Origin of the sequence: Desulfomonile tiedjei (assembly GCA_016212925.1) — a bacterium.
In the GTDB taxonomy this organism is placed as follows: Bacteria; Desulfobacterota; Desulfomonilia; order Desulfomonilales; family Desulfomonilaceae; genus JACRDF01.
This window is the reverse complement of record JACRDF010000047.1, coordinates 407,303-420,359: the sequence shown is the minus strand read 5'-3', so window position 1 is coordinate 420,359 and position 13,057 is coordinate 407,303. Positions and strand designations below refer to the sequence as shown.

At 53.3% G+C, this 13,057-nt stretch carries 13 protein-coding genes and 1 other RNA gene; 2 read left to right on the top strand and 12 right to left on the bottom strand.

The annotated features are described in order from the left end of the window. The first annotated feature begins 25 nt into the window (after positions 1-25). Positions 26-643 (top strand): isoprenylcysteine carboxylmethyltransferase family protein, encoded by a 618-nt coding sequence (locus HY913_20690; GenBank protein ID MBI4965707.1) that lies wholly within the window; start codon positions 26-28, stop codon positions 641-643. 20 nt (positions 644-663) lie between these two features. Here HY913_20690 and HY913_20685 read toward each other — a convergent pair whose 3' ends face one another. The 11 genes from HY913_20685 to pdxS all read right to left on the bottom strand — a co-directional run bounded on the left by HY913_20685 (position 664) and on the right by pdxS (position 10,197). Continuing rightward, positions 664-1,260 (bottom strand): class I SAM-dependent methyltransferase, encoded by a 597-nt coding sequence (locus HY913_20685; protein ID MBI4965706.1) that lies wholly within the window; start codon positions 1,258-1,260, stop codon positions 664-666. Between the two features lie 75 nt (positions 1,261-1,335). Beyond that, a complete protein-coding gene (locus HY913_20680) occupies positions 1,336-2,298 on the bottom strand; it encodes a UbiA family prenyltransferase (GenBank protein MBI4965705.1) in 963 nt (320 codons plus the stop codon). Positions 2,299-2,360: 62 nt separating this feature from the next. Then, positions 2,361-3,080: a cytochrome b5 gene (locus HY913_20675; protein ID MBI4965704.1), complete on the bottom strand. Its 720-nt coding sequence runs from the start codon at positions 3,078-3,080 to the stop codon at positions 2,361-2,363. Between the two features lie 282 nt (positions 3,081-3,362). Continuing rightward, positions 3,363-3,689 (bottom strand): hypothetical protein, encoded by a 327-nt coding sequence (locus HY913_20670; protein ID MBI4965703.1) that lies wholly within the window; start codon positions 3,687-3,689, stop codon positions 3,363-3,365. A 113-nt stretch (positions 3,690-3,802) separates the two neighbouring features. Then, complete coding sequence (dnaX, locus tag HY913_20665) at positions 3,803-5,572, bottom strand: DNA polymerase III subunit gamma/tau (GenBank protein ID MBI4965702.1); 1,770 nt, start codon at positions 5,570-5,572, stop codon at positions 3,803-3,805. 40 nt (positions 5,573-5,612) lie between these two features. Continuing rightward, positions 5,613-5,707: signal recognition particle sRNA small type (ffs, locus tag HY913_20660), an RNA gene on the bottom strand. 184 nt (positions 5,708-5,891) lie between these two features. Next, positions 5,892-6,365: a PaaI family thioesterase gene (locus HY913_20655; GenBank protein ID MBI4965701.1), complete on the bottom strand. Its 474-nt coding sequence runs from the start codon at positions 6,363-6,365 to the stop codon at positions 5,892-5,894. A gap of 315 nt (positions 6,366-6,680) precedes the next feature. Then, positions 6,681-7,613 (bottom strand): radical SAM protein, encoded by a 933-nt coding sequence (locus HY913_20650; GenBank protein MBI4965700.1) that lies wholly within the window; start codon positions 7,611-7,613, stop codon positions 6,681-6,683. Then, positions 7,606-8,406, bottom strand: a complete 801-nt coding sequence (gene truA / locus HY913_20645) for a tRNA pseudouridine(38-40) synthase TruA (GenBank protein ID MBI4965699.1) — start codon at positions 8,404-8,406, stop codon at positions 7,606-7,608. Before truA ends, HY913_20650 begins: the two co-directional genes overlap by 8 nt. A gap of 326 nt (positions 8,407-8,732) precedes the next feature. Further along, the gene (gene pdxT / locus HY913_20640; protein MBI4965698.1) at positions 8,733-9,308 is read right to left on the bottom strand and encodes a pyridoxal 5'-phosphate synthase glutaminase subunit PdxT; all 576 of its coding nucleotides are present in this window, start codon (positions 9,306-9,308) and stop codon (positions 8,733-8,735) included. A gap of 7 nt (positions 9,309-9,315) precedes the next feature. Continuing rightward, the gene (pdxS, locus tag HY913_20635; protein ID MBI4965697.1) at positions 9,316-10,197 is read right to left on the bottom strand and encodes a pyridoxal 5'-phosphate synthase lyase subunit PdxS; all 882 of its coding nucleotides are present in this window, start codon (positions 10,195-10,197) and stop codon (positions 9,316-9,318) included. 1,136 nt (positions 10,198-11,333) lie between these two features. Here pdxS and HY913_20630 point away from each other — a divergent pair. Then, positions 11,334-12,398 (top strand): hypothetical protein, encoded by a 1,065-nt coding sequence (locus tag HY913_20630; GenBank protein ID MBI4965696.1) that lies wholly within the window; start codon positions 11,334-11,336, stop codon positions 12,396-12,398. Positions 12,399-12,422: 24 nt separating this feature from the next. Here the strand turns inward: HY913_20630 and HY913_20625 are convergent, their stop codons facing one another. Further along, a complete protein-coding gene (locus HY913_20625) occupies positions 12,423-12,893 on the bottom strand; it encodes a hypothetical protein (protein MBI4965695.1) in 471 nt (156 codons plus the stop codon). Between the last annotated feature and the right edge of the window lie 164 nt (positions 12,894-13,057).

Genomic DNA, 13,057 nt, shown 5'->3' with positions numbered 1-13,057 from the left:
ATGCTTTCAAAACCTGCGAGTTACCATGATGGATTGGTCGCAAGCCGGGCGACTGGCGACCACCGCGGCTCTTTGGATTGTCTGGTGTGTGGTCCATTCTCTTCTGAATAGCGAAGGCCCCATAGGCAAAACCCGCGTTGTAAGCCACTACCTCGGTCCGTACTATCGGCTGATTTACAGTGTTGTGGCGGTGGCCACGTTGGCTTTGGTGTGGTGGCTCATTCCTAGGGAAGGCGAAACGAGTATCTGGCACTGGCACGGACCGTTCCGATGGGCACAGCTATCCTTGTGGGTGGTTGCTGCCGTAATGTTCTACCTATCCTTCAGATGGATCAACATATGGCGCTTCCTGGGCTTGAGTGCCCTGGGGATCGGTTCGCGACCGCGTGCGAGTGAAACCGAGCTTGTCACCTGGGGAATTTATGGAGTTGTACGCCATCCGCAATTCCTGGCCGGTCTCATACTCCTATGGAGCCGAAACCTGAACGACACCGCTCTGGTCACCAATATAGCGCTGTCCCTTTATTTGATAATCGGCGCGCGAATCGAGGAAAAGAGGCTCCTGGCGAAGTTAGGTGACGAGTATCGGAAGTACAGATCCGAAGTGCCGGGATTCATACCGAGGTTATTTCGCCCGACCTGACACGGATGTTTCGATCGCACTTATAGCTTGAGTGCCGCTCCGACAATACCGTATCTGGAGTTGGTGTTTACTCCTTCCACGAGGCGAAGACCGGCTTTACACAAAGCCTCGACAAATTCGGTTGCGTAGAAGCGGTCTTCGGTCGGATGGCGAAGCATGCGCTTGAGGAGAAAGTTCGCGTACAGGGGCGGGAAAATCTCCTCAAAATAGAATATACCGCCCTTTTTCAGTACCCTGCCGATCTCTCGGATGCAACGGCGCCAATCCAGGACATGGTGGATGATGCCAAAGTTGACCACCGCGCCAAAAGCATTGTCCGAGAAGGGCAGGTCCTGCGCGTCGCCAACGTAAAAGCCGATTGATTGCCGGAATCGGGCGGGAAGGTTCCTGTATGCGCGGCGGATTAGGATTTCTTCCAGATCGAAAGCGGTTACTCGCTTGAAGCCCATTTTTTCCACCAAGAGTTGCGCTCCCTTGCCCAAACCGCAGCCGACCTCCAGTGCATTATCCACCGGCGCGTTCCCGGTCAGTCGAATCCACTTGTCCATTTCGCGTTTCAGGAAGAAGACTCGAACAGGGCTGTATATCCAGACCCGTTCGGGCCAATTCATGAGCATTTGTTCCTTCTTGGATTGATCTGTGCCGACCATCTTTATTACCTGATAGACGCTCCGAGGCTCTGAGGATTCCCATCAAAAGGGAAAGTAGATGGACAGAACGGCAAGCACGAGGAACGCCGCGGGCATGTAGCTGGCACTGTTGAACAGTGAGGCGGCCGCGTTTTCGCCGGGATTGTAATACAGTGTTCGCGCTGGCTCCAAAAGGAGCTTCCAGCCAAGGACCACAGCCCCCAAGGGATAGATCCATCTGAGTCCGGAACCGGCAACCCAGTAAACGGCTATGCCGCCGAACGCCGCCATGGAAACCGCGGCAACGATCCTGAAAACTGACTCCCGGACCCCTTTCACGGTCAGGGTAGTCCGGGCCGAGACTCGCTGGTCCGCCTCCATGTCCACAATGTCATTGGGAATGTTCTGGCCCCCGACCTCCCACGCGGCGAGCCAAAGAAAAAGGACCGCAACAAATCCCATAGGAGCGGAGGGGGTCACAGCGTAAACCCCTGCGAGCCCTCCGGTGGCCTTCACAATTGCAGACGGTATTACCTTGAGATGGGTGATCCGCAAAAGTTTGCAGTACACGATTTCCAGGGTAGCAGACCCTACAAAGAGGGCCGCGCAGAAAGGATTGAGCCACCAAGCTCCCGCGAGTGCCACCAAAGCCCACGAACTGAACCAGGCAAGGCCGCTCCGGAATGGGATCAATCCCTGGGCCAACGGATGCCTGACCATGATTTCATCAACACGACGCGTGTCTTCCAGATCTTTCGTGGCGGACAGTCTTTCCTTGTCCACGTGAAAATCCACCAGATCGTTCAGGGCGTAGACCGCGGTGTAACCGGCGAAAGCGGTGATCAACCCAACAATTACCACTGACGGTGGCGGGAAATGCCCCAAACACAATAACGCAGCCATTGCAGGGGTTGCCAAATCCAGCAGGCCGTGAGGAGTCCGGGAGAGCCCGAATAGCAGTTTCAATTTCGCAACCGTCACACGGGTTCGGGGTTCTGCAAGTTCACCGACGGCCTGTTGTCTCATGGACGCTCCGTGGGAGGGTTCGGTTCGGGCCGATCCGTACCGATTTGTGCGGTATGGTCGCTCTAGTTGTGGCTATACGGAAAGGTCAGTTTTCCGCCGAGAAAACCAATGTACGTTGCCAGGCCAGCCAGTATGAATGTGGCTGCGAGGTAAAACATCACAAAAGAATCACCGATGCGAAGCGGATCGACCACCAGAAAAGTCCTTACACAAAATGAAATAGGGGCCACAAACAGTGCGATCCACGCAAGCCTGCGCTTCATAAGGATTATGGGCGAATCAACCAGGTCGTAGTTGATCCACCAAGTGAAATAGCCCGTGACCATGGCGGCAGGAATGGTCAATAAACCGACAAGCAAGCAACAATACGCAACCCATTCCGTTCGAGAAGAGCCGGTTGCCAGAGCGAGCACATAGAAAACCGGCGCAGCGGAAAGCATGCCAACGGGATAATGGACTACCGCGGGATGAGGATGTCTCCTGAAAAACGGCCGCCGGTCCAACCATGCCTCGATCCTTCCTTTTAATCCCGCGGATGGCTCTTCGGCACGGTGGACGTAATTGCCCACCAAAAGAACGCGTTCGAAAACTTCCAACCCGTGTGGAGCGCCTTGAATCTCATTGGTCAGGTCCTGACCGGCCTGATGGCGCTTCATATGACTGCCGCGAATCCATCTCTTGCTGCCGGAAACGTCGTATACCTTGTCATTAACCGCTACCAGCGCAGGCTTCCCTCCCTCACCATTCTGCTCCGCCAATTGCTCAGGGTAATAATCTTTCATTGCAGTCTTTCCCTTTTCGCCAGGCTAAGACAACTTGCATGCAATCGCTCTTACATAATTCAACCCCGGCCGCCGCGGGGCAACCGCAAAACCGTGGCTGCTCACAATGTCGGCGGGTTCTACCACTGAGGTATACACCCGCACAACAGCCGCCGGTTTGATCCGGCCGGAAATGTTATCCGTGTGGGTGTAAAGGTTTGGACGCGCTTAGCGCAATAGAAACAGTGGCCGCATTAAGCGATGACTCTGAAAATTGACTCAGAATCTGCCTTTTCTAATGCATCAAATCAGGGCACGTAATTTCCAGCAATTCTCACTGGCAGGTTGGGTTGCTTCAAAGGGTTCGTCCAACTTGTGCCGTTCCCGGGCGTCCTTGAGTATCCGTTGAGGCTTAAGACTAAAGCAGTCGCAAGCATCATCCGAATTGTCCGAGACAACTGTTACAATCATTTGGGCGCTGTCATCAGTGTAGATTGCCTGTTTGCCAACAAAGATGAGGGGATAACGCGGGTTGCCGGATCGCTCTCCTTTTTCCAATTTCTCGGCCTTCTTGGTTACCTGTGGGCTCGGTTCCGGAGAACATCCCGAGCAACTTTTGCATCCTGCCATGACCATTCTCCTGCACAAGGGCTTTGTATCGTTAAGGTTAAAAGTTTGCCCGCGGTCTGTCAAGTGGGCAGGCTTTCCGCCTCCTCGATCGCGAGAAACAACGTTACGGTCTGTCACGGTTTGGAGGATAGTATATTGATTTCCTCGATGGAGCTATCCTCAAATTCAGCCAATACCGCCTTGGTGATAGGATTCTCTATCGCCTCATGTCTTAGGGCCCGGTCCAGATCGGTTTGGCCGTCAGCCTGAACCGAATAGGGTTTTTGGGTATCCAGAGAAGTTTCCTGCGCCAGAGTCAGGATCTTGAGTTTTGCGTCTCCGAAGAATTCCTCGAATATTTCCATAACTTGTGGCTTGGTTTTTAATTTGCTTTCGAATTCTTCTTTGTAGAATGCTTTGTGAAAACCGATCTCCACTTCCGTGGGCCCGAATGAAATGAGGTTCCCGTGGTCCATGATGGCTCGCAGGAACCCGTCCGCCCCTGACTCGCTCAATCGGTCCTTCAGACTTGCCCAGACTTCGTCCGGATTGCCCGCGGGCACGGGTACAACTCTGGTTATGGTGAACGAGTCCGTGGGGGGTTCCTGCACATCTTCCTCAGGCTCAAACCGTTTAGTCTCCGGTTTGTTCGGGACAGCGGCTTTGTCGCTTGCAGGCCCCTTCGATTTGACACGAGCAGGCGGCTCGATCGCGCTTCTAGCTTCGGGACGTGCAGCGCCTGTTCCGGCTGTGGCGCTGGAATCAATGATATGGATTATCTCCGAGAGGTCCTTTAGGCTCGGTGCGTAAGCCATCTTTAGCGCCAGCATCTCTACCGCGACCGAAGGATTGCCCGAGCGCTTCACCTCGGCTTCGCTGCGAAGCACAATGCTGAACAGGTTCTGGAGTTCTTCTCCCGAGGTTTTGGAGGCCAGGGCTTCCATTTCTTCCACTTCAGAGGGCGGAGCGTCTACCATGCCGTCGGGCCGAGCGCTCTTCGGCACAGCCGCAACCATAATCAGATTCCTCAAGTACTGAATCATATCCAGGACAAACTGTTCCGGGTCATAACCCTCCTGAAAGATTTCGTGAATCAAACCCAGAGCTGAAGCGCGATCCCGATCGAGAATTGAACCCATTAAACGGCCGAAACAGTTGCGGCCTGCAATTCCAAGGATTCCTACCACATCGTCCGAAGTTATCCGTTCGGCGCCGAACGCTATCACCTGGTCGAGTAGGCTCAGAGCGTCTCTGAACGAACCCTGTGCTTCTCTGGCAATAAGAGCCAGGGCCTCTTCATCCGCTTCAATACCTTCTTGGGCAAGAATCCCCGACATGCCAGAGATGATATCCCGCATGGTAATGGTCTTGAAATTGAACCGCTGGCACCGAGAATTGATCGTGGGCGGGACTTTGTGCGCCTCAGTGGTGGCGAAGATGAACTTCGCATGCGCGGGCGGTTCTTCGAGGGTCTTTAGCAACGCATTGAATGCGTTGATGGAAATCATGTGAACTTCGTCGATGATAATGATCTTGTACGGTGAACTGACAGGGGGATATTTTATGTTCTCGTTAATTTCCCTAATATTTTCCACGGAAGTATGAGAAGCCCCGTCAATCTCCTGAACGTCCACACTAATGCCCGAGCCGATCTCCTTGCACGAAGAGCACTCGTTGCACGGATCGGTCTGTCCTTCTTGCCGGCCGGAGCAGTTCAGGGCTTTTGCAAGAATCCGGGCCACGGTGGTTTTGCCGACTCCTCTCACCCCGCAAAACAGAAAAGCGTGCGCTACGCGGCCTGAAAGAATAGAGTTCTGGAGCGTCTTTACAACGTGGTCCTGACCCACCACGTCACTGAATGTGCTTGGCCTGTATTTTCGAGCTAAAACGAGATAAGAAGGCATGCTTGTGAGACATCCGATTGGAAGGGAAACGACCGTGACCGGTGATCGGGTTTGGGGGCCGATCCCCGAGATTACTTCCGCTGCTTCCTCCCGGACCTGACGGGTTCAGTAACTCCAGATCGCCCTCTCCCGGTCACCGGCGACGGCCGCTTCCTCGGCGACGTCGGGAAGGATTCATCGTTACACCTAGAACATAGCTTGTACCAGATCATTGCAGACCGCGTCAAGGGTTCAAACGCGAATCATCGGAAAGCGCCTTCTGAAAAAACGGCTGCGGGCATGGCTACGAGGCGTCTTTGCACCAAAAGCCTTTTCCCATTCACTGTTCATGGATGAATTTCGGGGGCAGAGCGCCTTTGTTGGCAAAGGTCAGATCGGGGAGTACGATCAGTGTGGAGGTTCCATGAGCGAGGATGCGACCGTCCTGGTCGGTCACCTCGGCTTTGCCCAGCCCAAGGGTTTTCCCGAGTTTGATCCGCTTTCCTCGCGCAATTAGCTTGCCGTCAGAACATGGGGCCAGGTAGTTGAGCTTCAGGTCCACGGACGTCATCCCCGTATTCTCATCAACTTCCGGGTATACCGCCCAAAACGTGGCCGCGTCTACGATTGACGAGAAAACCCCGCCATGAACAAATCCGAAGGGCTGAAGGTGCTTTGCTTTTTCGACCACGATTTCCAGCAGCGAACTACCGATGTCGAATTCGACAAGCTTCATTGACAACAATTGGAAGTATGGCGATTCATTTACCCCGGCCCGGATCATTTCTGCATACTGCGGATTAATTCTACGCATCCTGCTTCCTTTCCTTTAAATGTACCGGTTGCTAAAAGCAGCGTCCAAACGACTATGAGGAGACCCACCAGAGCACGCCGGTGCGGGAAAATTGGGCGACCTGTCCGCAGCGGGTGCCACTGCTGGCTTGCCCAGCAGTGTTTTGCGTGTGGGCACTGCTGGGCAAGCCAGCAGTGGCACCCAAGCAATGGCCTTCCTTCGTTGGATGTTTAAAAAAACGTCTGTTAGCATTTGAACTTAACAGACAATGCGAAGATTCAAGTCCCAAAAAACTTCATGATCCGTCTCCCCTGTCCGCCGGTCGATGATGTTTTCCTAAAAGAACCTCATTCTGGCTCCGACCCTTTCGTCCAGTCGTGTTATCCCTTCCTGCTGTGCCATCCCGATAGCCTCGACGTATTCTTGATGATTGACCGACCGGTTGATTTCCGGCTGATCAAAGGCTCGACCGCATGGCCTATATTGATCCATGATATTAACGTACGTGTTTGCGGAGACCTCTTTGGCAAGGAATCTCATGGCTTCACGGGTCCCGGCAAGCTCGTTGGGCATCACCAGATGGCGGACCAGGAGCCCTCGCGTGGCGATTCCACGGCTGTCAAGCTCAAGGTCCCCCACCTGCCTGTGCATCTCCAGAATAGCGTGGTGCACGATTTCAGGATAGTCCTCCGCGTCCATCATATCCTTGCAGATCTTCGGGTCCATGAATTTGATATCCGGCATGTAAATGTCTACCACTCCATCGAGAAGTTGCAGAGTTTCGACGGAATCGTACCCCCCTGTGTTGTACACGAGCGGGACTTGGAGACCATTTCCAGCCGCCCAGTTTACCGCTTCGAGGATCTGCGGAACAACGTGCGAGGGTGTCACGAAGTTGATGTTGTGGCATCCCATGCGCTGCAGGCCCAGCATAACCCCTCCAAGGGTCGGGGTATCCACATCTTCGCCTTCCATGAGGTGGCTGATTTCGTAGTTCTGGCAAAAAACACACTTGAGGTTGCAGGAGGTAAAGAAAATGGTTCCTGAGCCTCCGGAGCCTACAAGTGGCGACTCTTCTCCGAAATGAGGGTTGGCCGAAGAGGCCTTAGCAAGTTTTCCGATGCCGCAGAATCCGGTCTCGTCTTCCAGCCGGTTCACACGGCAGTTTCTAGGACACACGTAACAGTCTTTGAGCATCTCCCGCGCTTTTTCAACCTTCGCAGACAGAGCGCCCGCCCTGAGCGTCCGCAGGTAAACAGGTTCAAACATCAAGGTTGCTCCGCGATGGTATTGCGTCGGACAGGCTTATCGCCTGTTTCGATTCGTATTCCACCGATTTCAGCAACAGGCCGTGTGGAGGCGCGGTCGGCCCTGATTGAGACCGATCGCACGATTCAAGTATGTGCAAGAAGTCCTCGGGCTGAATCCTTTTCCTACCCACCATTACCAGTGTGCCCACTATGGACCGGACCATGTACCTGAGGAACCCTGAAGCACAAATAGTGAATTCTAGAATACAGTGACTTGCATTTCCATCCCATCGCGCGAGGAGAACTTCCCTGACGGTCGAGGTAGTGCCGTCGGTTGGGGACCCGAATGCTGCAAAATCGTGGCTTCCCACCAGGTGTGCCGCTGCCGCTGCCATCAAGGATGAGTCGAGTGGCAAAGGGATGTGCCATGAGTAGAGGCGTAACAGGGGTGACCGGAGAGGACGATTCAGAATCTGATATACATAGGTCTTCGAGTGCGCGGAATGCCGTGCGTGAAAATCATCGGCCGCGTGCTCCAGGCTTCGCACTGCAATGTCCGGGGGCAGCAAGGCATTGCATGCCCTCCAAAGCTCCTCCGGAGTATGAGACCAATCCGTCGAAAAGTGAGCCACCTGCCCTACAGCGTGGACGCCCGCATCAGTCCGTCCGGAACCGTGCACTCGGGTCGCCTTGCCCACTATACGCTCCAGGGTTTTCTCCATCTGCCCTTGAATCGTGGGAAGGTCCTTCTGCAACTGCCAGCCGTGGTAAGCCGTCCCATCATATTCCACGACTGCTTTGAACTTGTTCATGATATTAGGAGCGCTTATAAGCTATCGCCAAATTCTGATAAGGAATCGCAAATTGGCTTTGTGGGACCTGTAAAGGCACTGGATGGAGACTCTCTCAAAACCTTAAACTGTAGGAGGCCGGTGTAGGGGCGCTTCGAGAAGCGCCCTGATTGCGGGCGGTCCACGAACCGCCCCTACAACTACCACATGTGACGACGGTTGCAGGAGATTTTCCAGTTTTGAGACGGTCTCTATGCTGTGCCCTTACTGATTGAGATCAGTTGACTTTCCTTTGCACTGGCTATGTCCCGACAAGCCCTGCCTAGAATCGCCAGGTTGGCGTCAGGTCAGTTCTTCTCGCCGGCTACGATATCAAGGAAATACTTGTGCAGACGATCATCCGCTGTCAATTCAGGATGGAACGACGTGACGAGAACATGTCCCTGCTTTGCGGCAACTATCCTTCCGTCAGCCAGGCGGCAGAGCACATCCACCTTGGGTCCCACCTCTTTTATTACCGGGGCCCTGATAAAGACCCCGTGGAATCCTCCCCCTTCTATCCCTCGGATTTCCAGATCCGCCTCGAAGCTGTCCACTTGACGGCCAAAAGCGTTTCGCTCGACCACCATGTCCATGATACCCAGGAGCGGCTGATCCATTCCCACATCTTTGGCAAGGAAAACCAACCCGCCACACGTCCCCCACACGGGGATGGCATCGGCCAGTCTTCGTAGCGCATCAAGAAGGCCGAACCTCGCGGCTAGCTTGCCTATGGTAGTGCTTTCCCCTCCGGGTATGATTAATCCGTCCAGCCCTTCCAGATGCTCCGGTAATCTCACCTCGCGAGGCTCAACGCCGAGTCGCCTTAGAACCGCGCAGTGCTCCTCAAAATCTCCTTGCAGCGCCAGAACTCCGATCCTCATCCGATTTCTACCAACCCCGTCCGGCGAGTCTCGCATTTTGCGGCAGCTCGGTCACACCGATGCCTACCATGGCTTCGCCGAGCCCTTTGCTGACATCCGCGAGGATCTTGGGATCACTGTAATGTGTTACCGCTTCGACAATTGCCTTGCCACGGAGCGCAGGATTGCCGCTCTTGAATATGCCTGATCCGACGAATACGCCATCCACTCCGAGTTGCATCATAAGGGCCGCGTCCGCGGGAGTGGCCACTCCTCCTGCGGCAAAATTGACCACCGGCAGCCTCCCTTTCTCAGCCGTCTCCTTCACCAACTCGAAAGGAGCCCCGATCTCCTTTGAGTAAGCCATCAATTCATCCGGCCGCATGTTCGTCAGCCGCCTAATCTCACCGATAACAGCCCTGGCGTGCCGCACAGCCTCGACGACATCACCTGTGCCCGCTTCGCCCTTGGTCCGGATCATTGCAGCGCCCTCGCCGATGCGTCTCAGGGCCTCGCCGAGATTCCTGCATCCACAAACAAACGGCACTTTGAAAGCAGACTTTTCGATGTGATGCTGTTCATCCGCGGGCGTGAGGACCTCGCTTTCGTCGATGTAGTCGACGCCAATGGCCTCCAATATCTGGGCTTCCACGAAATGGCCGATGCGGCACTTTGCCATCACAGGAATCGTTACGGCTTTCATTATTTCCAGGATGAGGCCGGGATCGCTCATGCGGGCAACTCCGCCGTGGGCTCGGATGTCCGCGGGGACCCTCTCCAGGGCCATTACCGCGCACGCGCCGGCTTCTTCCGCGATCCGGGCATGCTCCGGAGTGACCACATCCATGATTACACCGCCCTTGAGCATCTGGGCGTGACCTCGTTTAACTGTTTCTGTCCCGGTTTCCATCTAATTTCTCCCGACTTTATCTCGATTAAAGGAGTCCGTCCCCCAAGAGGGAATTAATCCACTTAGTATAGCACGTAAATTGTACAAACGCAGGGTTATGATGGCAAGAAGCGATCTGGCGGTGGAAGAAAAGAGTTTGGGATACGCAACCGCCATTGGATTTCACAAGGATAACGGCAAAGCCCGGTTGGGGATTCGCATTCTCCCTGCTTTGGGCCTCTCTTTTTTTGCTAACGCGAATATTGATCGGCCCGCACAATCGTTCGGTATTTTGAAAAAATATATTGACACCCAATTGTTGTTCCTCGTAATCTGTTTTTAGAGCCAATTTTTGTTTTCCCAGAGGGGGACTGGGAGCGAAAAAATTGAGATATGTGGCCTCGGGCTAGGCAAAGGTGGGCAAGCAGTAACCACCTGAACAGTCATCCTTGCTACGACCATTTTGCAGATTTCCAGGCGTTTTCTTCCAAATCATAGGGCAACCCTCACAGATCACAGCCAACGGGCTGCCAATTGTACGCATGGCCCACAATTAGTCTCGGAACCGGTACAACGCAACCAAACATGCAGAGGGCAAACCTAGTATACGGGCAACCTCAATTTATTCGAGGAACACCTTGTTGATGAATTCGGTTTTATCGAGCTTGACCGCGGCTTCTTCAAATTGTTTGAGGGAGAATGCGCAAATGGTGTCCAACATCAGAATGGAGAGTTCAAATCAGTCGTGCTTCGGGAAACCTGTTTGAGGAGACAATTTCGTAGCTCGCGAATTAGTGAGGGATGGGGGGAAACATGAAAAAAGCCTGTGTATTGGCGCTATTTGTGACCTTTTTTGCCGCCCCGGTGCTCGCCGGGGAAATTTGGGGAATCGTAAGACTAAACGGGGTTCCCCAGAAAGATCTAGTCGTCATCATTTCCCGTAATGCTCAAAAATTGGAACTGGCACGAACGGATATGTTCGGCTTGTACAGCGTGTTTGCTAATGTACGAGGAGAGTGTCAACTGGAGGTAACCAGAGGACCCAATGAAGGGAGTCCTGCGATCCACCGCAAAACCATTTCGTCATATTCGAGACCTGTCCGATGTGATGTTCATTTGATACCGGAAACGTTGACTATTTCATCGGGGAGGTGAGCATGAGCGCAGACAATGATGGTTGCAAGCAGAGGGACTTTTGGGACAGGCTTGAGGGCGTATCCAGGATATTGAGCGCCATACTGTTACCCTTGGTCCTGTTTGTGATGGGCGTTTGGGTCAACAACACGATGGAGAAGCAGAGGCAGGATGAAACAAAATCAATGGAAGCCCAGAAGCAGCGAGAAGAGAAACACCGGCTCTTTTCCCAAATCATGAGCCAAAGAGAAAGTGCCGATAGCGCTCTTCGCAAGGACATGTTCCAACAGATAATTCAATCCGTGGTCGGGAAAAAGGACGACAAAATGAGGGTCAGCGATGAGATCCTAAAGCTCGAGCTTTTGGCCCAGAACTTTCACGATTCTATTGATCTCAGAGCGCTTTTTTATGACGTTCAACGACAGCTTCTCTCAAAGAGTGACGAAGGAAAAGACGATGAACAGCTGAAAGCTCGCCTGAAAAGCGTTGCGGAGGAAATAAGAAAAAGGCAGTTCTCTGTCTTGGAACAAGGAGGAAATACTGCCGATTTCACAGTTGATCTGACTCAGGTACAGGACGTAAATGAGGGATACGGTCAGCCCCTCGTTCTAAGTCTGGAGGGCAAAAGCGCCGCAGATGGTGAAAGCCCCACAAGTGAATATCTCATGCTTGGCATTGGGGAAAAAAAGGAAAGGAAGTTTGTCCGGACTCAAGTGTTAAGGAAAAATGAGAAGACCGAGGAACTTGAGGTCAGATTGCAGATCATTACGCGCAACGAAGACAAGACTGTGGACTTGCAGGGTGCGGAAATGTGGGTGGGTTTCTATGACTTCCCGATGATCGACAATATTCGTCTTAGGAACAGTGACCAGCGGTGTGCGGTGGTCTTGAACCATTTCGAAAAAAGTGACAAATCTAAGAAAGGCGATAACTCTGAAAAAGGTCTTGCGAAGATCAGCGTGGTGGTCTTCCCTGGCTGCCGCGCCAGCTTGAAGGAGAAAGCCTATTATGAGGAATACCTTGCCAGGCTGCAATCCGTAGGGCCGGACAAATTGCCTTGGGCAAGTACTTCGCTGGAGGCGAAGTGAGGGATGTTGCCTAATTTTGACAGGTTATGGGGCCGAGATGCCCTGATGATGCTCCCGTTCTTCTGAAATCAAGGCCGGCACCTCGGTATCGATGTTGACCCGATCACTCGCTTCTTCTCTTTTCCAGATTTTGCCGATAGCCCGCATTGCGGCGAATCTTCCTGATCCGTGGGTACGCTCCTCGCGCGGGGGAATCGGCTTGCCTGTCACCTCTCCGTAAATTGCGTTAAGAATCTCCTGCATGCTGTTGAAGATGGTTTGAACTATCGCGGGATCCATATCGAAATCGCCTATTGGTGTGCGCCCTCTCTCCAGCGTATCTTCGGCGATGTTGTATGCGGCTACTACGCTACGAATAATGTTCTTCTTCCGATGAATCTCCCGCCACGCGATCCATGAAGCGAAAAGGGAAATCATCCCGAAGAGAACGCACATGACAAATACGATTACGTTAAAGTATTTTATCGTTATATCCAGCAAGTTCATGGTTTCCATGGAACACTCCTTGGGTGGGCGCACCACGGGGATGTTGTGCCCCTGATCGGGGCTTTACCCCTATCAGGAACAAAGTTCAGCGTCAACGAAATTGCACAATAGATTGTTTACCAAGGGGAAAAGGGTCTCAGGAGGGGAAACCCCGTGAGGTTTCCCCATTTGTG